Genomic DNA, 18,058 nt, shown 5'->3' with positions numbered 1-18,058 from the left:
CAAGTTTTTTTATTTTACAACTCAACGATATTCCCAGATTTCAAGTAAACAATCCATTCACAAAGATTGACCGCATAGCCAGTGATACGTTCTAAGAAAACAAGAGTCATCAAGTAATCTTTACCTGTCGTGATTGTTTCTGTATTTTCTTTCATCGCTTCCAAGATTTTTTCTTGGATTTCACCGCTCATATTTTTAACTGTTTGGTATTGATCTGCGATTTCACGCGCACGTTTATCATTACCTTGAATATAAGCATTCAAGGAAGCATCAACGACTGATTTCACTTTTTCACCTAACAGGGAAATGTCTTCTTCGACTTCATGGATACGCTCTTCACCTTTAAGGTTGATTGCCGCCTTAGCGATTGAAGTTACATGATCGCCCATACGTTCCAAGTCACTTGAGGCTTTAAGCACTGTGATAATCGTACGTAAGTCTCCTGACACTGGTTGTTGTAAAGCAATCATTTCCAGTGATTTTGTTTCTAATTTTGTTTCCAATTGGTTAATCATTTCATCACTTGTAATGACATCTTCTGCCAACTCACGATCATGACTCACAAAGGCACGAACTGCTTTATTCAATTGTGCAGATACTTGTGTTCCCATTGAATAAAATTGGTTGTGAAGTTTATTGAGTTCTTCTTCGAATTGTGTACGTAACATTTTTTCTCCTCTTAACTAAGCTCAGAGCAATAGGTGCTCCTTACATCATACCATATTATCCAAACTTACCAGCAATATAATCTTCTGTTTCCTGTTTTTCGGGGTTAAGGAAGATTTTTTTCGTATTGTCCATTTCAACCAAGTCACCATTAAGCATGAAGGCAGTACGATCAGAGATACGTGAAGCCTGTTGCATGCTGTGCGTAACAATAGCCAAAGTATAATCTTCTTTAAGTTCTAAAAGTGTCTCTTCTACATGCCCTGCCGAAATTGGATCTAGAGCTGACGTTGGTTCATCAAGCAAGATGATTTTAGGATTGACAGCAAGCACACGGGCGATACACACACGTTGTTGTTGTCCGCCAGATAACCCAAGCGCTGAAGTATGAAGAATATCTTTTACTTCATCCCAAATATTTGCAGCCTTAAGTGAATTTTCAACGACCTCATCGAGCAAAGCTTTGTCTTTTACACCTTTGAGACGCAAACCATAAACAACATTTTCATAAATCGAAAATGGAAAAGGATTTGGTTGTTGAAAAACCATGCCGATTTCTTTACGAAGATCTACGGTATCCACTTTTGGACTGTAGATGTTATGTCCTTTATACATAATTGCGCCCGTAATTGTTACTGTTGGAATTAAATCGTTCATGCGGTTAATTGAACGCAAAAGCGTTGATTTTCCACATCCAGAAGGGCCAATAAGTGCTGTAATCTCATTAGGATAGAATTCCATATTGATTTGATTGAGCGCTTTTTTCTTACTATAATACAGCGAAAGGTCGCTGACTGTTAAAATTGCTTCTTTTGTCATATTGTCCTCTCGATTATCCAAAGTGTCCTGAAACATAATCTTCTGTCGCTTTAAGATTTGGCTGTGTGAAGATTTTGCTTGTCTCATCGTATTCAATTAAGTCGCCTGAATAGAAGAATGCTGTATAGTCAGAAACACGACTGGCTTGTTGCATGTTGTGCGTAACGATAATGATCGTATAGTCTTTCTTAAGTTCGGTCATTGTTTCTTCAATTTGCATTGTAGAGATAGGATCCAAAGCTGAAGCTGGCTCATCCATTAAGATAATTTCCGGTTTAACCGAAAGGGCACGTGCAATACATAAACGCTGTGCTTGACCACCAGAAAGGGCCAAGGCTGACTTGTTCAAGTTGTCCTTGACTTGCTCCCATAAAGCTGCTTGCTTAAGCGATGTTTCCACGATTTCATCTAATTTTTTCTTATCTTTTATGCCTTCACGACGATGGATAAAAGCGATATTTTCATAGATTGATTTTGGGAAAGGATTTGGTCTTTGGAAAACCATACCGATTTGCTTGCGGACTTCGTAAACATTGACTTTAGGGTCACTGATATTGACACCTTCATACATGATTTCACCTGTAACTCGTGCACCATCAATCGTATCATTCATACGGTTAAGAGCGCGGAGATAAGTTGATTTACCAGAACCTGAAGGGCCAATTAAAGCCGTCACTTGATTTTTAGGAAATTGCATAGAGACACCATGAATTGCTTCTTTTGTGCCATTATAGAAAACCCGCAAATCGTTTGTTGAAAGAGCGATATTTTTGTCGAAAGTCAAAATGTGACGTTCGTTCCAATCATAAGTTGCCATATTTTTCTATATTCCTTACTAATTTCCAGATGTGAGTTTCTTGTGGAGGCGATTTCCGAGGAAACGTGCCCCAAGGTTGAACAACAATACAAAGATAATAAGTACTGCAGAAGCTCCTGCAGAAATCTGAGTTGCTGTTGCGATTGTTCCTTCAGTGTTCAAAGCCCAAATATGTACGGCCAATGTTTCAGCAGGACGGAAGAGTGACAATGGGCTTGTCAATGACATAGGATTCCAGTTGGCCCAGTTGATTGGCAAGTTAGTTTGACCCGCAGTATAAATCAAAGCTGCCGCTTCACCGAATACACGTCCTGAAGATAAGATAACCCCTGTTAAAATCCCCGGTACTGCTGCTGGTAAAATGACTTTAGTGGCTGTTTCCCATTTTGATAAACCGAGAGCCAAGCCACCTTCACGTTGCATTGTCGGAATGGCACGAAGTGATTCCTCAACATTACGTGTCATCAAAGGTAGGTTGAAGACTGTAAGAGCAAGGGCACCGGATAAGACAGAGAAACCAAGGCCAAACTGAATAACGAAGAGCAACATACCGAAGAGACCCACAACGATTGAAGGAAGTGATGACAATACCTCAATTGCTGAGCGAACTGCACCAGTCAACCAATGTTTTTGATTGGCGTATTCTGAAAGGTAAATTCCCGCACCCAATGAAAGTGGAATTGAGATAATTAAAGTCACAACTAATAAGTAAACTGAGTTAAAAAGTTGAATAGCGATACCGCCGCCAGTCAATGGATTTGAAGGTGTTGTTAAGAATTCCCAAGATACAAAAGGTAAACCTTTAACTAAAATATAAATCAAGAGAAAAGCGAGTATTGCAACAATGATACCTGAAAGTGCATAGAGCACGCCAGTGGCAATTTTATCTGTGCGTTTTGCATTCATTATTTAAGGCTCCCTTTCTTAGCGATAGCACGCATCGCAATATTAAATACCAATGACATAAGGAGAAGGAGGAGGCCAAGTGACCAAAGGGCATTCAATTGAATACCTGGTGTCGCATTTGGAATACCTGATGTCAAAATTGAAGTTAGAGTTGAAGCCGGAGAAACCAAATCTTGTGGCATTGTTACGGCATTACCAACAACCATTTGGATGGCCAAGGCTTCACCAAAGGCACGCGCCATACCAAAGATTACTGCAGTTAAAATCCCAGGTGCTGCGGCACGCAGTAAGACACGCCAAATGGTTTGCCAACGTGTTGCCCCTAAACCAAGGGAAGCTTCACGATAATGAGGTGGGATGGCTTTAAGCGCATCGACAGTCATTGAAGTAACTGTTGGTAAAATCATAACAAAGAGTACGAACACACCCGCAAGCAAGCCAAGGCCTGTTCCACCAAATGTATTACGGATAATAGGTACAACAACAGTCAAACCGATAAATCCATAAACAACTGAAGGGATACCTACCAAAAGTTCAATAACCGGTTGCAAAATTTTCGCACCATATTTTGGCGAAATTTCTGTCATATAGATTCCTGCTCCGATGGCAAAAGGAGTTGCCACCAAAGCTGAAAGCACAGTAACGATTAAAGAGCCCGCAAACATTGGTAAAGCACCAACTGCAGGTTTCCCGTCAGGGCCGATTGCTCCAGGCTCCCAATGTGTTCCAAAGAGGAAACGGAACGGATTCACACCATCCACAAAGAAAGTTGAAAGACCTTTTTGAGCGACAAAGACCAGAATAAGTCCAACGACAAAAACGATAATTGCGATACACAAGAATGTCAATGTCCTACCAAATTTTTCCAAGCGTGAATCTTTTGAACTTGAAAGTAATTTTTCTTTAATTTTTGAGTTTTCCATAACTACCTTACTAATTATTTAATTGGTGTAACTTTACCTTTATAATCACGATCAATTTTCATCTCCGTTACAGGGATATAGCCGAGTTTTCTCAGTGTTACTTTGTCATTTTTAACATAGTTGATAAAGCGATTTTCTACAAAGTTCTCATTTTTATTATTGGTATACATATGTTCGTAAGACCAAATTTTCCACTTATTAGTTGTTACATTTGTATCTGTAGGTTCAACCCCATCTAAGTTCAGTGGTTTAATCCCTGGCTTGTGGATATAAGGGAACGAAACATAAGAAATTGCACCTGGTGTTTGACCAACCAATTGTACAACCGAACCAGAAGCATCTTGAGTAGGGCCGTCAATTTCCCGCGCACCATTCAAGGCAAGGTTATCAAAATTGACACGTGTTCCTGAACCTGCCGTCCGTCCGATAACCGTAATTTCTTGATCTGGACCGCCAACTTCTTTCCAGTTTTTTACTTTTCCGGTGAAAATATCAATAAGTTGATCTTGAGTGACATTTGATAAATCCAAATTTCGATTCACGATTGGTGCAAAACCGACAACTGCAACCTTATTTCCTGTAATTTTAGAAGCATCAATTCCTGATTTTTCCTCTGCAAAGATATCTGAGTTACCAATTTGGAAAGAGCCTGCGACCACTTGTGCAAGTCCAACACCTGAGCCTCCACCTTGAACCATAATAATATCTTCTGGATATTTCTTCATATAGTCCAAGGAAACTTGTTCAACCAGTGGTTTCATTGCCGTTGAGCCACCTACTGTGACTTGATTTGAGTTGGGCGCACATGCCGCTAAAGTCACAAGACTCATTGCTGCAAATAAAGCCATTAAAATTTTCTTTTTCATATCCTTATTTTAGCATAAATCAACCATAAATAAGCAAAAGCTTACCGCTTACAATGTAAACAGTTTGTAAATGGAACGGCAAAGAGAGCACCTGAGACACGGCCCAAGTACTCTTGCTCTTTGCATCATCATTAAGAACAAGGATTTTCTAAAAGAATAAGTTTTTGTAAAGTAAAACCAAAGGTATGAAAAGAAAATTTTAATGCTTTACTCTGCTCACTCTTATTTCTTATTTATTTGTGATTTTTCCTTGAGCGTCACGTTCAACTTTCATATCAGAAACCGGGATATAGCCAAGTTCCTTGATTGTTTTTGTATCTTCAGTCACGTATTTGATAAAATCTGTTTCGGCTGCTGTTTCTTTTTCTTTATTAGTATACATGTGTTCGTATGACCAAACTTTGTAGCTATTGTCTGCAACATTTTCATCTGTTGGTTTTACATTATCAATACTGACTGCTTTGATATCTTTACTCTTATCAAGGTAAGAAAAGGCAACGTAGGAGATTGCACCTGGTGTTTGAGAGACCATAGTTACCGCCGTACCTGAGGCATCTTGCGTTGGACCCTCTACTTCTTTTTCGCCACCAAGAGCTAAATTATCAAAGTTCACACGTGTTCCTGAACCTGCTGCACGCCCAATTACTGTGATTTTTTCATCCGGACCTCCAACTTCCTTCCAGTTCTTCACTTTACCTGTGAAGACATCTTTAAGTTGTTGTGTTGAGAGATTATCAATGTTAATATCTTTATTTACAATTGGAGCAAAACCAACGACAGCTACTTTATGGTCGTTCAATTTAGAAGCATCAATTCCTGATTTTTCTTCTGCAAAGATGTCAGAGTTGCCGATTTGGAAGGTTCCTGTTGAGACCTGAGTCAAACCTACACCGGATCCACCACCTTGTACAGTGATTTGAACTTCTGGTTTTTTAGCTGTGTACTCAGTTGAAGCTTGTTGTGCCATAGGTTGCAAGGCTGTTGAACCTCCAGCGATGATTTTACCTGAAGCTGGCGTTGAGCTTCCTGAGCTGCTATTAGACGATGAATTGCCATTTCCACAAGCTGCAAGCGTCAACAGAGCTGCACCAGCGATAATTCCAGAAAGTAACTTTTTATTCATGAGATTTTCTCCAATAATTTTCTATGTTCTCCGTAAGCTCTTTCGCTTACAATACTATCTTAACACTGTTGGCAACCTCTAATTGTAAATGCTTCGTAAATACTAGGTAAACGCTAAGTAAACGGTTTTACTTTTTATTATTGCTACAAAAAAAAGCAAGAAACAATTGTCTCTTACTTTTTAGCGATTGTAGGCCTTGATTTGACGAGCAATATCACGATTTTGCTCTTTACGTTTGAGTGTTTCACGCTTGTCGTACTGTTTTTTTCCTCGTGCGAGTCCCATTAAAACCTTGGCAAAACCATTCTTCAGATAAACTTTTAAAGGAATAAAAGTAATTCCGGTTCCTGTCAACTCCTTCTCAATCTTCACGATTTCTTTTTTCTTAAGTAAAAGTTTACGCGTGCGAAGTTCATCCACATTAAAGATGTTTCCTTGCTCGAAAGGTGCAATATGAACATTTGAAAGCCAAACTTCACCATCTCGTACCCGAGCAAAACCATCTTTAAGTTGAATTTTTGCCTGACGAACCGATTTGATTTCTGTTCCTGTTAGAACAATCCCTGCCTCAAACGTTTCAAAAATTTCATAATCATGCCGGGCCTTTTTATTTTGGGCCAGGGGCTTATCTACTGTATTTTTTACCATAATTTTATTATAGCAAAAAAGTAGGGATGTTGCTTTTCTTTCAAAAGTTTAGCTTCAAATTTTTCGATTAGTTATTGCTTAAATCTTGCCCATTTGAAGCAATCACTTTTTTATACCAGTCAAATGATTTCTTCGGTGTACGTTTTAGGGTTCCATTTCCCTGGTCATCACGATCAACATAGATAAAACCATAACGTTTAGACATCTCGCCTGTTCCAGCAGATACCAAGTCAATACAGCCCCATGAAGTATAGCCCAGAAGCTCGATTCCGTCCAACTCGACTGCTTTAATCATTTCTGAAATATGTTCAGCCATATAAGCGATACGATAATCATCTGCTACATAACCTGTTTCATCTGGTTTATCTATAGCTCCTAAACCATTTTCAACAATGAAAAGTGGTTTTTGGTAGCGATCGTAAAGTGTATTCATGGTTGTGCGTAGCCCCACAGGATCAATCTGCCAGCCCCATTCAGATGCTTTGAGATAAGGGTTTTTAACTGAGGCGAAGATATTACCTGATGTTTCTTCATCCCCTTCTTCCTGAACTTTCGCAACGCGGCTTGAATAGTAAGAGAAGGATACAAAATCAACAGTATTCTGAGCAAGAAGTTCCTCATCACCTTCCAGTATAGGCAAAGTAAGGCCCTCACGTTCCAGCTGTTTCAAGAAATAATTTGGATATTTGCCACGTGCTTGTACATCAATCAAGAATAGGTTTTCACGATTTTTATCGAGCGCTTCACGAACATTTTCTGGTTTAGAATCCCAAGGATAGTAATCTCCAGCAGCTACCATACAGCCAATCTTATTTTCCGGATCTATTTGGTGGCCAATTTTTGTCGCCAAGGCTGAGGCAACAAGTTCATGGTGTGCCGCAGTAAAGAGGACTTGGTCACGATTCTCTCCTTCTTCAATATAAACACCTGCGCCCATAAACGGAGCGTGCAAGAGCACATTGATTTCATTAAAGGTAAGCCAATATTTGACCAGTCCTTTGTAGCGTGTAAAGAGGACAGTGACTAAGTTTTCATAAAAACCAACCAGCTTACGATTACGCCAGCCCCCATATTCTGTTACCAAGTGCATTGGAATATCAAAGTGCGTAATGGTCACTAAAGGCTCGATATCATACTTACGTAGCTCTTTAAAGACCTTTTCATAAAACATTAATCCTTCTTCGTTAGGTTGAGTTTCATCACCTTTTGGGAAAATCCGCGACCAAGCAATAGACATACGGAAAGTTTTAAATCCCATTTGAGCAAACAAGGCAATATCTTCTTGCCAGTGATTGTAAAAATCAATAGCTTCATGTCCAGGATAGAAAAGTCCTTCTTCTGGCTGCAAATGCTTTTCAAGTCCTAAAATAATAGCTTCACGGCGTGAGCCATGTGGGGCCAAATCCACATTGGCAAGTCCGCGGCCACCTTGATCCCAGCCGCCTTCATATTGGTTGGCAGCTGTTGCACCGCCCCAGAGAAAATCTTTAGATAATGGCATTATATGCTCCTTTGTATAATTTAGATTATTGTAGATACATCAATGTAATGTATGCGTTATCAATATTTTCATTATAGCAAAAATTATCAGAGCAATCTGTCGGAAATACGGAAAGTCTGTTACTATTTCTCGAAACAAAAGGCTAAAAAACAACCCATATTATTTTGTTAACTTCTCTTAAATATACATATCACGCTGTTCCAACCAATTCCTTAATAATACGAAAGAGTACCTGAGAGCGTTTGCTTCCATTTTTTGAAAAAGGTATAATAAATGCACAAATAAACAACTGGAGAGCTCTTAATGAAAGAATTGTATTTAATGCGCCACGCTCAAACTCTATTTAATGTGCAAGGGCGCACGCAAGGTTGGAGTGATTCGCCACTGACACCAAAAGGAATCGATGATACGCTTAAGGCAAGAGAACGACTTCGAGCAAAACGACTTTGCTTTGATGCCTTCTACTCTTCCACACAAGAGCGGGCTTCTGACACTCTAGAATTGTTATTTCCCAATCAAGAATATAGCCGCCTGAAAGGTCTTAAAGAAATGAATTTTGGAGCCTATGAGGGGCATAGTGATTACTTGGAGCCTATAGATAAAACGACATACTTCAAAAATTTTGGTGGTGAAAGCAGTCATCAGGTCTCTGAGCGGATGTACCAAAGTTTATCAGAATGTTTAAACAAGCACGATAAGGTTTTCGCCCTTTCTCACGGTGCAGCAATGCATTTTTTTACCCAGGAGAAAGTTTTTAACTTTGAGAGTCAACCTCCTGTGCCACTCGGTAACTTGGCTTGCCTTCATTTTACTTATGATGAAGGAATCTTTACCTTTATCGAATCAATCTCATTGTTATAAAAGGTATCTTCCTCATCGAGCATAGCCGATGCCTTTTGAACTTTCTAGAAAATTTTAAGGATATAAAAATGATAGGGGACAGCACTTCTTGTTCTGGCTGTATTAGCTGTGGGACAAAGCGAACTTCCTTCAGGAGTAAGTACTGGTTTTATCGCCGTTATTATCATGTCTTTAGGCTTATCTTTAGGTTCAACAACAGGTTTTGCAGTTAATCCTGCACGAGATTTAGGTCCTCGTCTTGTGCATACACTCTTACCACTTAAACATAAGGGGACTTCTGATTGGGCATATGCTTGGATTCCGGCAATTGCACCTCTTGTTGGCGCTGTTCTGGCCGCTTTATTATTCAAGCAACTGATTTATTAAACAAATAAAAAGCAACTTTAAACAAAGTTGCTTTTAAATGTGTCATCGATCAGTTTATTTTTCTTATTTTGGCGTATTTCCTGTGTCTTATGCGCTAATTGTTCTAAAATAGCCATCACAGGAAGTTGTGTCGTTAAATTCCCCAATGCGTGTACCTTTGAACCCTCATGTGCCACATTATAGGGGATAGAAATATCGGCCATATTAGCCATTGTGTTATTTACTTCATTAGTGATTGCAATAACCTTAACGCCATCTCTTTTATAGGCAACAATCTGAGCAATAATAAAGTTGGTCTTCCCAGAAATAGAGAGCGCTACAACTGTCATTGTTTTGGCATTATTTGTCATTAGTGGTTGATAAGGATCAATGACTTCAAAAGCAGGTAATCCGGCATTATTAAAATATTTTGTGCCATAATCCGCTAAAGCACCTGAAGTTCCAACACCCATAAAAACCGTATACTCGGTTTCTTCTAGGAGCTTTGCAGCCTCATCAATAAGGGCAGTATATTCAGGACTCAATAAACGTTTAGTAAAGAGCTCGAAGGCAAGAAGATTATCATACTTTGGATCTTCTGCTTTCAGCGAAATTTGGTGTTTTTGTTTTTGCAAATAAGTCTTGAGTTCATTCCAGCCTGAAAAACCTAACTTATGTGTCATACGTACAATTGTCGTAGGCGAAGCATGGACAGTCGAAGCAAATTCACGAATGGTCATGTTCATGATAATTTCTGGTGCTTTAACAACTTCCTCAAAAATTTTACTTTCCAAATCATTGAGCGCATTAAGCTTATTATCTTCAAGCATCTTTTTCTCTCCCTCTACCGTATTCCTTACTCTTGCATCCAGTATAGCACATTTTTTATTACAAAATACAGGAGCAAATAAAAACTATCAACTATAAATACAGCTCGTTTCTCCTTATAATCAGGCATTTAGACGGGATGTTTAAAACATCTCATTCATGTAATAGAACATGATGATAATGAAAAATGGAAACTAAATTTATCAAAAAGTTCCTATACAGATCACTTTTTCACATTACATTTTTTTATTTCTTCGAAATAGTAATATTGAGATGTACCTCTATATAAAAAAACTTCCAGTTAGACTTAATCAGCCACTAAAAGTTTTTTTATTTTATTATTAAGAAAGTTTTGAACCTACATTTTCGATAAGTTCTGGAATTCCAGCGGCTTTCGATCCACCAGCCATAGCCATATCAGGTTTACCCCCTCCACGGCCGTCAATGTAAGGTGCAAGCTCTTTAATCAAGTTTCCAGCTTTAACATCAGCTGTTTTACTTGCCACTAACAGGCTCACTTTTTCACCAATCTTCGCAACAAGGACAAGAACATCGGACAACTCTTTTTGTTTCCAGATGTCTGCAAGATTACGTAGACCATTTACATCTGGTACTGCAACTTCACTAGCAATATAACTTGTACCTGCTGCTTTAAGAACATTTTTAAAGACTTCATCAGATTGACTTGCAGCTAATTTACCTGCTAATGCATCATTTTCTTTTTGAGCCGCTTTAAGCTCTTCTTGCATAGCTGTTACTTTCGACACAACTTGAGCAGCTTGTGGTGCTTTCACAACTGCTGCGACTTCATTGAGCGTATTTTCAGCATCTTTAAATGCTTCATAAGCTTTTTGGCCTGTTACGGCAACAATACGGCGAACGCCTGATCCGATACCTTCTTCTTTGATAATCTTGAAGAGACCAATTTCACTTGTTGTTGCTGTATGTGTACCACCACAAAGTTCGACAGAGTAATCACCAATTTTAACGACACGGACATTTTTACCATATTTTTCGCCAAAGAGAGCCATTGCACCCATTTCTTTAGCAGTTTCAATATCAGTTTCTACCGTTTCCACAGCTAATGATTGCCAAATCACTTCGTTAACTTGACGTTCGATATCAGCCAATTCTTCCTTGCTTACAGGAGCAAAGTGTGTAAAGTCAAAGCGAAGGAACTCTACTTCGTTAAGTGATCCTGCTTGAAGTGCATGTTCACCTACAATATTGTGCAATGCTGCATGGAGCAAGTGAGTTGCTGTGTGGTTTTTAATGATACCATGACGGCGTTCTGCATCAATTTCAAGTGTGTAAGTTTCACCGACTACAAGAGTAGAGAGAATGTCAACCATATGAAGATTTTGACCATTTGGTGCATGTTGAACATCCTTAACTTCTGCAACAACTTTGCCTGCAGCATTTTTGATTACACCGTGGTCAGAAACTTGTCCACCCATTTCTGCGTAGAATGGTGTTTTATCGAAAATAAGTTGCGCTTCACCGCTGACGGTATCCACTTTTTCATCATCTTTAACTGCCACAAGAAGTTTGCCATCATATTTTTCAACATCATAAAGGAATTCAGATTCTTCTTTGATGGATTGAAGAGTTTCGTTTTGTGCGCCCATTGAACCACCTTTAATGACAGCAGCACGTGCACGATCTTGTTGTTCTTTCATCGCTGCTTTGAAACCTTCATGGTCAATCTTGAAGCCTGCATCTTCAGCTAATTCTTCAGTCAACTCTACTGGGAAACCATAAGTATCATAAAGACGGAAGATATCTTGTCCTTCAAGCATTGTCTTGCCTTCTTCTTTAAGTTTGGCAAGCAATTCATCTAAGAGTTTGCTTCCACCATCAATTGTACGGCCAAAAGCTTCTTCTTCACGGTCAATAATTTGCATGATAAAATCTTGTTTTTCAAGGACTTCTGGGTAGTATGACTCCATGATTTTACCAACAACGGGAACAAATTGAGCCAAGAATTTACCTTCAATGCCTAATTTTTTACCGTGCATAACAGCACGACGAAGAAGACGGCGAAGAACATAGCCACGTCCTTCATTTCCTGGCAAAGCACCGTCACCGATAGCAAAGCTAAGTGCACGGATATGATCCGCAATAACTTTAAAACTCATGTTGTCGCCATCTGGATTGTAAGTTTTACCAGAAATACGTTCAATTTCACGAATGATAGGGAGGAAAAGATCCGTATCAAAGTTTGTTTTACCACCTTGGATGATACAAACCATACGTTCAAGTCCCATTCCCGTATCAATATTTTTCTGTGGCAACTCTTTATATTCGCTACGTGGAATAGCTGGATCAGCATTAAATTGTGACAAAACGATATTGTAGATCTCGATGTAACGGTCGTTCTCGATATCTTCAGCCAAGAGTTTCAAACCAATGTTTTCAGGATCGTAAGCTTCACCACGATCAAAGAAAATTTCTGTATCTGGTCCTGAAGGTCCTGCACCAATTTCCCAGAAGTTGTCTTCGATTGGAACTAAATGACTTGCATCAACACCGAGCTCCACCCAACGGTTAAATGTATCTTTATCATCAGGGTAGTAAGTAATGTAAAGTTTTTCTGCTGGAAAATCAAAATATTCACTACTTGTAAGCATCTCCCACGCATAAGCTAGAGCTTCTTCACGGAAATAATCACCAATTGAGAAATTTCCAAGCATTTCAAACATTGTATGGTGACGCGCTGTTTTACCTACGTTCTCGATATCATTTGTACGAATCGATTTTTGCGCATTTGTAATACGTGGATTTTCTGGCACAACTGAACCGTCAAAATATTGTTTCAATGTCGCAACACCAGAGTTGATCCAGAGTAAAGTTGGGTCGTTCACTGGTACTAAAGATTGTGAAGGTTCGATAGAATGCCCTTTTGATTTGAAGAAATCAAGGAACATTTGACGTACTTCTGTTGAAGTCATTTTTTTCATAGCTATTCTCCTAATAAAATATTTTTCATTTACTTTCGATTTGTGAATAAAAACACAATATAAAAACAAAAAATTCATCGTAAACGAGGGGCGTCACTCACGCGGTACCACCCTCATTCACGATGAATCCATCGTCTCTTTTTGCTTGGTAAAGCAGTTTCCCTGCTATTTGAAAACCTTGAGGTTTTCAGCACGTTGACTTATCGACTTTCACCACATGTCGACTCTCTGTAAAGTCATTTCATTCATTTATTTAGATGATGAACTTGATGTAAATTGTGAGAAGATTGTTGAGAAGGCTTCTTCTTTCACAGTGACATTATGTGCTTTAAGGTATTCACCAATCACACCAGCAACATAAGTTGTATCTGCCATTTTTTCTGCCTTGATTACATCTTTAAGTTTATCTTTATACTTGTTCATGTCTGAACCTTTATCTGAAGTTTTAATCATTTTCACAACATAGTAGCTTGTTGCACCAGTTGAGGCATTTGCTGATTCGATAACATCAGAAACTTCACCATTTTTCAATTTGAAGGCTGCAGTTTGAACTTCTTTTGGAATTGTAGTACTTGTTGAATCAAATTTTTGCTTGTTACTTGCATTGTCTTTCTCAAACTTAGCTGCATCTGATTTCGCAGATTTTACTGCCTTAGTTGCTGCATCTTTAGTTGTTTCTGGAACAACAATCGCTTCAACTTCTGGATGGAAATCTGCCCAAGCTGCCTTCAAGTTAGCATCTGTAAATTGTGTATCTGAGATTTTTTTCTCAATGGCATATTCTTGTAAGAGTTGAAGACGAACGTAAGATTTATAACTCTTTTCAGTAAATCCTTGTTGTTGCAAAGCTGCAGCAAACTGTTCACCCATTTGTTTTTTAGTATCGTCAAACTTCGCTTGAACATCTTTATCTGAAACCTTATCGCCAAAGTCTTTTTCAAACATTTTTGACATTGTCAAATTTTGTAAAAGAGATGTGGCAGGCATATTTGGAAAAGTTTTTGCTTCACTGTAGAAATCCCCTACATTGATTGTGTCACCCTTCATTGTGATAATATTAGCTCCAGTTGAGTTATTATTTCCACAAGCTGAAAGTGTGACAAGTCCTAAAGCCGCAACAGCTGTTGCGAGTAAGATGTTCAATTTTTTAAATTTCAAAGTTTTCTCCTTGTTGGGTATATTCCCTTGATACATTTGTTTCTTGTAACAATATTATAACACAAAACATTAAATAAACCTAAACTGATTTACAATGTCAAACTTTCTTAATCATTAATATTCCATCTCCTAAAGGAACCATACTTGCGCGGTATTTAGGGTTGTCTAAAACTTCATCAAAGAGACGACGAAGCCCACGTTCAAGTGCACGCTGCGTCCGTTTAATTTCCATAATTGGAATAAGTATTTCTCCGCCTTGGAAAATATCATCCATGATAATCACACCATTTTCCGAAAGCAACTCCATGGCACGAGGCAGAAATTCTACATATTTTGATTTCGCTGAATCCATGAAGATAAAATCAAATTCCCCTTGTAAATCTGCCAAAAGATCGGCAGCATCACCTTCTAAGAGAGTGATCTGTTTTCTTGAATCATAGGTAGCTAGATTTTCCTTAGCCAAGGCAATCATTTCTGGGTTACGATCGATAGTAATTATTTCAGCATCTGGTGCTGCTTCTGCCATCATAAGTGCAGAAAAACCAATAGCAGTTCCTATCTCCAAAACTCTTTGGGGCTTCATTAAATCCAAAAGCATTTGGAAATACACTACTGTTTCATGAGGTATAATCGGGATATTGTTCTCATGAGCAAAGGTCTCAACATTCTTTAGTGGACCAGTAATTTGCGTTTGACGCTCGCGCATGAAGTCAACAATTTCCTCCTTGACTACGGGACGATTCATCATCGGATTACTTGTTCTCTTGTATGTTAAAACCATTATAAATGGGCTCCTTTTTCGACTAATTTTTCTAGCTCAATTAAACGTTTTTCAAAAACAGCAAATGCTGATTCTAAATATGTTGTTTCTTCCATATCCACACCTGCTTGAGCAATCACAGCCAGCGGATAATCACTTGATCCTGCTTTGAGATAAGTGAGGTATTTTTCACGCGCATCTGGGCCACCATTAACGATAGCCTCAGCAAGATAAGTTGCTGCGGCAAATCCTGTTGCGTATTGGAAGACATAAAAATTATAATAGAAGTGCGGAATGCGAGCCCACTCATATTGAATTTCAGGATTTTCCTGAGCAGCTAAACCGTAGTATTTTTCATTCAGCCCCGCATAAAGCTGGTTCATGAATTCGCTAGTCAGAACTTTTCCTTCTTGATCAGCTTTATGAATCTCATGTTCAAATTCAGCAAATTGGCTTTGACGGAAAACAGTGCCACGGAAACCATCAAGCCAGTGGTTTAAAATAGCAAACCGCACTTTTTCATCTGTCGACTCCGCAAGTAAACTTTCAGTCAAGATATTCTCATTGGTTGTTGAAGCAATTTCTGCAAGAAAGATTGGATAGTCCCCATAAACATAAGGTTGATTTTCTCGTGTAAATGTGGAATGCATACTGTGGCCCATTTCATGTACTAAGGTGAACAAATCATCCAAAGTTTCTTGCCAGTTTAACAGCATGAAAGCATTTGTATCATAGCATCCCCCTGAATAAGCACCCGAACGTTTACCGCTATTTTCAGCTACATCAATCCACCGCTCTTCAAAGGCTTTTTTAACATGGTTAGCATATTCAGGTCCAAAAATTTGAAGAACTTCTTCTGATTTCTCCACTGCCTCGGAGTAGTTAAACTTATAATCCAAGTCCGATAAGGGTGTATAGACATCATACATCTTTAAATCGTTCTCTAACCCTAAAATTTGCTCACGCAATTTAATATAACGATGTAAAAGATGCAAATATTTATTAACCGACTCCAAAAGCTTATCGTAAACTTCTTCCGGAATAAAATTACTTGATAAAGCTGCTTGACGGGCTGAATGGTAGCCACGCATCTTCGCCTTAAAATTATGGACTTTTACATTTGTTTGTAGCGTTTTAGCATAAGTGTGCTGATACTGTTCATAGTTGCTATAAAGGGCTTTACAAGCTGCCTTTCGCACCTGACGTTCCTTACTTTCCATGAGCGAGATATAATTACCGTGTGTTAGCTGTACTTCCTGCCCTTTTTCATCTTTAATCATCGGAAGCTCAATATCAGCATTGTCAAAAATTTCGAAAGTTTCGGCGGCTGCACCAAAAATCTCACTAGCACTGGCTAAGAGTTTTTCCTCTTTTGGACTTAAGATATGCTCCTTTTTAGCAAAAAGGCGGTCAAACATATGAGAATATTGCTCCAGTTTGGGTTCTTCTCTTCTAAAGCTTGCATAACGTTCTGGCGTTAAAGCTAAGAATTCCGGCTCGTAAAAAGCAAAGGTTTCTCCAAGCTTGGCATATAAATTTGTGGCTTTGGCTTCGTATTCTTGGTAACGACTCACTTGCGTATCTTGGTCATGTTTCATTGAGGCATAGACATAAACCTTCTCCACAGCACGCGAGATTTCCAGCTCAATTTCCGTGATTTCTAATAAGCTTTGAGCGCTATCTAGAAGATGTCCTTCGTAGTGCTTTACCGTCCCTAATCTTTCCGAAACTCTTTTAAGTTCTAGTTCCCAGGCGGCATCGTTTTCAAACACAGTTGACAAATCCCAAGTTAAGTTTTCAGCTATTTCATCACGTTTTTTTGCCATTCCATTCTCCGTTTTTCACTTTATTTTTATCTTTAATTATAGCATAGAAGCTTGGTGTATGCAGTTTTTCGTGTTCTTGTAACTGAAAACTTTCATAGAAGCTGTGATAATATTTTTCCAAGGGAGTATCTACTTGAAAAAAGCTTTCTGGCGTATCATCGGAAAAGTCAAAGGTCAATAAGTTTAAGCCTGGAGGACTCCAGTAGCTCTTATTCCAATTGAGGTCTAGCAAATTTTTTCCTTGTTCATAATATTTTTCTTGCATTTTAAGCCATTTTGGCACTTGATAATACAGTTGTTTCTGAACAAACAACTGTAACTCTTCCTGTTTTGGAGCATCTAAACTAAGATCTTCTCCTTCTCGAAAGGGTTGGCGTAAGAGCTCTAAGAGATTCTCTTGAAAGAAGTCAAACTCTTCAGTAAGATAAATCGGTCGTCCTTTCAAATCTTGATAAACCAATGATTTCAACCGTAGTTTTTTTCTGTTCCAGTCTAATTCCCAAAAATAAAAACCTCTCACTGCTGAATAATAGAGCAAATTTTTCTGCAAAGATGATAGGTTATTCTTAAGCCATAAGTCCCTTCCTTGAAGCCAAAGGACATAATATCCTTTTTCTTTGTAACTTACCGTTCTCTCTTCTAAACGTTGCAAAGAAAGCGGCGAACACTGTATTTCAATAGCAAGTTTATCATTTACTAACAAATCAGCCGTTTGCTTAATTTCTGGCACATACTTTTCCAACTCAACTTTCTCTTTTTTCTTAAACCATTGATACAAACTGAGTTTTAAGCCCAAGTGTTGTGCAGATTCATTTTCGCTCCAAGAGTCACAATTTTTTACGGATATGTGAGCAAAGTGAGGAATTTTTATCTTCCCTTTTTTTAAACGAAGGGGCGACTTACAGGCTGGGCAATAAAAAGGGCCACTAATTGAAGAATTGTCAAGGAGATTAATTGTTTTTCCGTCTTTATCCAAAGCTATTAACATATCAAATAGTACGAAGAATAGCTCTAAAAGTCACAAGGCAAACAAAAAAACTCGGAAAATCCG

16 protein-coding genes and 1 pseudogene are annotated in these 18,058 nt (G+C 38.6%); 2 read left to right on the top strand and 15 right to left on the bottom strand.

The window, feature by feature from the left end; all coding sequences use genetic code 11:
• Positions 1-14: 14 nt before the first annotated feature.
• From phoU to lgb_RS02435, 9 genes are all read right to left on the bottom strand, one after another.
• Complete coding sequence (phoU, locus tag lgb_RS02475) at positions 15-668, bottom strand: phosphate signaling complex protein PhoU (protein ID WP_003134981.1); 654 nt, start codon at positions 666-668, stop codon at positions 15-17.
• A 55-nt stretch (positions 669-723) separates the two neighbouring features.
• Positions 724-1,485, bottom strand: coding sequence for a phosphate ABC transporter ATP-binding protein PstB (gene pstB / locus lgb_RS02470; protein WP_004258923.1), 762 nt, complete (start codon positions 1,483-1,485; stop codon positions 724-726).
• A gap of 13 nt (positions 1,486-1,498) precedes the next feature.
• The gene (pstB, locus tag lgb_RS02465; RefSeq protein WP_014024392.1) at positions 1,499-2,302 is read right to left on the bottom strand and encodes a phosphate ABC transporter ATP-binding protein PstB; all 804 of its coding nucleotides are present in this window, start codon (positions 2,300-2,302) and stop codon (positions 1,499-1,501) included.
• A gap of 18 nt (positions 2,303-2,320) precedes the next feature.
• Entirely contained in the window at positions 2,321-3,208 is an 888-nt protein-coding gene (gene pstA / locus lgb_RS02460) for a phosphate ABC transporter permease PstA (protein WP_014024391.1), read from the bottom strand.
• A complete protein-coding gene (gene pstC, locus lgb_RS02455; protein WP_004258934.1) occupies positions 3,208-4,131 on the bottom strand; it encodes a phosphate ABC transporter permease subunit PstC in 924 nt (307 codons plus the stop codon). Before pstC ends, pstA begins: the two co-directional genes overlap by 1 nt.
• A gap of 14 nt (positions 4,132-4,145) precedes the next feature.
• Positions 4,146-4,997, bottom strand: coding sequence for a phosphate ABC transporter substrate-binding protein (locus lgb_RS02450; protein WP_019293080.1), 852 nt, complete (start codon positions 4,995-4,997; stop codon positions 4,146-4,148).
• 229 nt (positions 4,998-5,226) lie between these two features.
• Positions 5,227-6,120 carry a PstS family phosphate ABC transporter substrate-binding protein gene (locus lgb_RS02445; RefSeq protein ID WP_019292036.1) on the bottom strand — a complete coding sequence of 298 codons (894 nt, stop codon included), beginning with the start codon at positions 6,118-6,120 and terminating at the stop codon, positions 5,227-5,229.
• Positions 6,121-6,300: 180 nt separating this feature from the next.
• The gene (gene smpB, locus lgb_RS02440; protein WP_019292037.1) at positions 6,301-6,768 is read right to left on the bottom strand and encodes an SsrA-binding protein SmpB; all 468 of its coding nucleotides are present in this window, start codon (positions 6,766-6,768) and stop codon (positions 6,301-6,303) included.
• A gap of 67 nt (positions 6,769-6,835) precedes the next feature.
• Positions 6,836-8,269 carry a 6-phospho-beta-glucosidase gene (locus tag lgb_RS02435; RefSeq protein WP_019292038.1) on the bottom strand — a complete coding sequence of 478 codons (1,434 nt, stop codon included), beginning with the start codon at positions 8,267-8,269 and terminating at the stop codon, positions 6,836-6,838.
• A 303-nt stretch (positions 8,270-8,572) separates the two neighbouring features.
• On the opposite strand from lgb_RS02435, the gene lgb_RS02430 reads away from it, so the two are divergent.
• Both lgb_RS02430 and lgb_RS02425 read left to right on the top strand, forming a co-directional pair.
• Positions 8,573-9,130: a histidine phosphatase family protein gene (locus tag lgb_RS02430; protein WP_019293081.1), complete on the top strand. Its 558-nt coding sequence runs from the start codon at positions 8,573-8,575 to the stop codon at positions 9,128-9,130.
• A 90-nt stretch (positions 9,131-9,220) separates the two neighbouring features.
• Positions 9,221-9,496 (top strand): annotated as a pseudogene (locus tag lgb_RS02425) (aquaporin); the annotation flags it as partial.
• 17 nt (positions 9,497-9,513) lie between these two features.
• On the opposite strand, the gene lgb_RS02420 reads toward lgb_RS02425, so the two are convergent.
• The 6 genes from lgb_RS02420 to lgb_RS02395 all read right to left on the bottom strand — a co-directional run bounded on the left by lgb_RS02420 (position 9,514) and on the right by lgb_RS02395 (position 17,995).
• Positions 9,514-10,305, bottom strand: coding sequence for a MurR/RpiR family transcriptional regulator (locus tag lgb_RS02420; protein ID WP_019293083.1), 792 nt, complete (start codon positions 10,303-10,305; stop codon positions 9,514-9,516).
• 339 nt (positions 10,306-10,644) lie between these two features.
• The gene (gene alaS, locus lgb_RS02415; RefSeq protein WP_019293084.1) at positions 10,645-13,263 is read right to left on the bottom strand and encodes an alanine--tRNA ligase; all 2,619 of its coding nucleotides are present in this window, start codon (positions 13,261-13,263) and stop codon (positions 10,645-10,647) included.
• 249 nt (positions 13,264-13,512) lie between these two features.
• Positions 13,513-14,421: a peptidyl-prolyl cis-trans isomerase gene (locus tag lgb_RS02410; protein WP_019293085.1), complete on the bottom strand. Its 909-nt coding sequence runs from the start codon at positions 14,419-14,421 to the stop codon at positions 13,513-13,515.
• 97 nt (positions 14,422-14,518) lie between these two features.
• Complete coding sequence (locus lgb_RS02405; protein WP_019292044.1) at positions 14,519-15,202, bottom strand: O-methyltransferase; 684 nt, start codon at positions 15,200-15,202, stop codon at positions 14,519-14,521.
• Complete coding sequence (pepF, locus tag lgb_RS02400) at positions 15,202-17,007, bottom strand: oligoendopeptidase F (protein ID WP_064305291.1); 1,806 nt, start codon at positions 17,005-17,007, stop codon at positions 15,202-15,204. Before pepF ends, lgb_RS02405 begins: the two co-directional genes overlap by 1 nt.
• Positions 16,991-17,995: a competence protein CoiA gene (locus tag lgb_RS02395; protein WP_019293087.1), complete on the bottom strand. Its 1,005-nt coding sequence runs from the start codon at positions 17,993-17,995 to the stop codon at positions 16,991-16,993. The genes pepF and lgb_RS02395 overlap by 17 nt, the downstream gene beginning before the upstream one ends.
• Positions 17,996-18,058 lie beyond the last annotated feature (63 nt).

It is taken from the genome of Lactococcus petauri (genome assembly GCF_023499275.1).
GTDB classification, from domain to species: Bacteria; Bacillota; Bacilli; order Lactobacillales; family Streptococcaceae; genus Lactococcus; species Lactococcus petauri.
Note: the sequence above shows the minus strand (reverse complement) of the source record. Positions and strands in the feature narration are given on the sequence as shown.

Bases quoted from the DNA above. Each gene is read 5' to 3' on its own strand.
- lgb_RS02445 (WP_019292036.1), bottom strand. From the start codon at position 6,120: ATGAATAAAAAGTTACTTTCTGGAATTATCGCTGGTGCAGCTCTGTTG.
- phoU (WP_003134981.1), bottom strand. From the start codon at position 668: ATGTTACGTACACAATTCGAAGAAGAACTCAATAAACTTCACAACCAA.
- pstB (WP_014024392.1), bottom strand. From the start codon at position 2,302: ATGGCAACTTATGATTGGAACGAACGTCACATTTTGACTTTCGACAAA.
- smpB (WP_019292037.1), bottom strand. From the start codon at position 6,768: ATGGTAAAAAATACAGTAGATAAGCCCCTGGCCCAAAATAAAAAGGCC.
- lgb_RS02435 (WP_019292038.1), bottom strand. From the start codon at position 8,269: ATGCCATTATCTAAAGATTTTCTCTGGGGCGGTGCAACAGCTGCCAAC.
- lgb_RS02405 (WP_019292044.1), bottom strand. From the start codon at position 15,202: ATGGTTTTAACATACAAGAGAACAAGTAATCCGATGATGAATCGTCCC.
- pstB (WP_004258923.1), bottom strand. From the start codon at position 1,485: ATGACAAAAGAAGCAATTTTAACAGTCAGCGACCTTTCGCTGTATTAT.
- lgb_RS02420 (WP_019293083.1), bottom strand. From the start codon at position 10,305: ATGCTTGAAGATAATAAGCTTAATGCGCTCAATGATTTGGAAAGTAAA.
- pstA (WP_014024391.1), bottom strand. From the start codon at position 3,208: ATGAATGCAAAACGCACAGATAAAATTGCCACTGGCGTGCTCTATGCA.
- lgb_RS02430 (WP_019293081.1), top strand. From the start codon at position 8,573: ATGAAAGAATTGTATTTAATGCGCCACGCTCAAACTCTATTTAATGTG.
- pstC (WP_004258934.1), bottom strand. From the start codon at position 4,131: ATGGAAAACTCAAAAATTAAAGAAAAATTACTTTCAAGTTCAAAAGAT.
- pepF (WP_064305291.1), bottom strand. From the start codon at position 17,007: ATGGCAAAAAAACGTGATGAAATAGCTGAAAACTTAACTTGGGATTTG.
- alaS (WP_019293084.1), bottom strand. From the start codon at position 13,263: ATGAAAAAAATGACTTCAACAGAAGTACGTCAAATGTTCCTTGATTTC.
- lgb_RS02450 (WP_019293080.1), bottom strand. From the start codon at position 4,997: ATGAAAAAGAAAATTTTAATGGCTTTATTTGCAGCAATGAGTCTTGTG.
- lgb_RS02395 (WP_019293087.1), bottom strand. From the start codon at position 17,995: ATGTTAATAGCTTTGGATAAAGACGGAAAAACAATTAATCTCCTTGAC.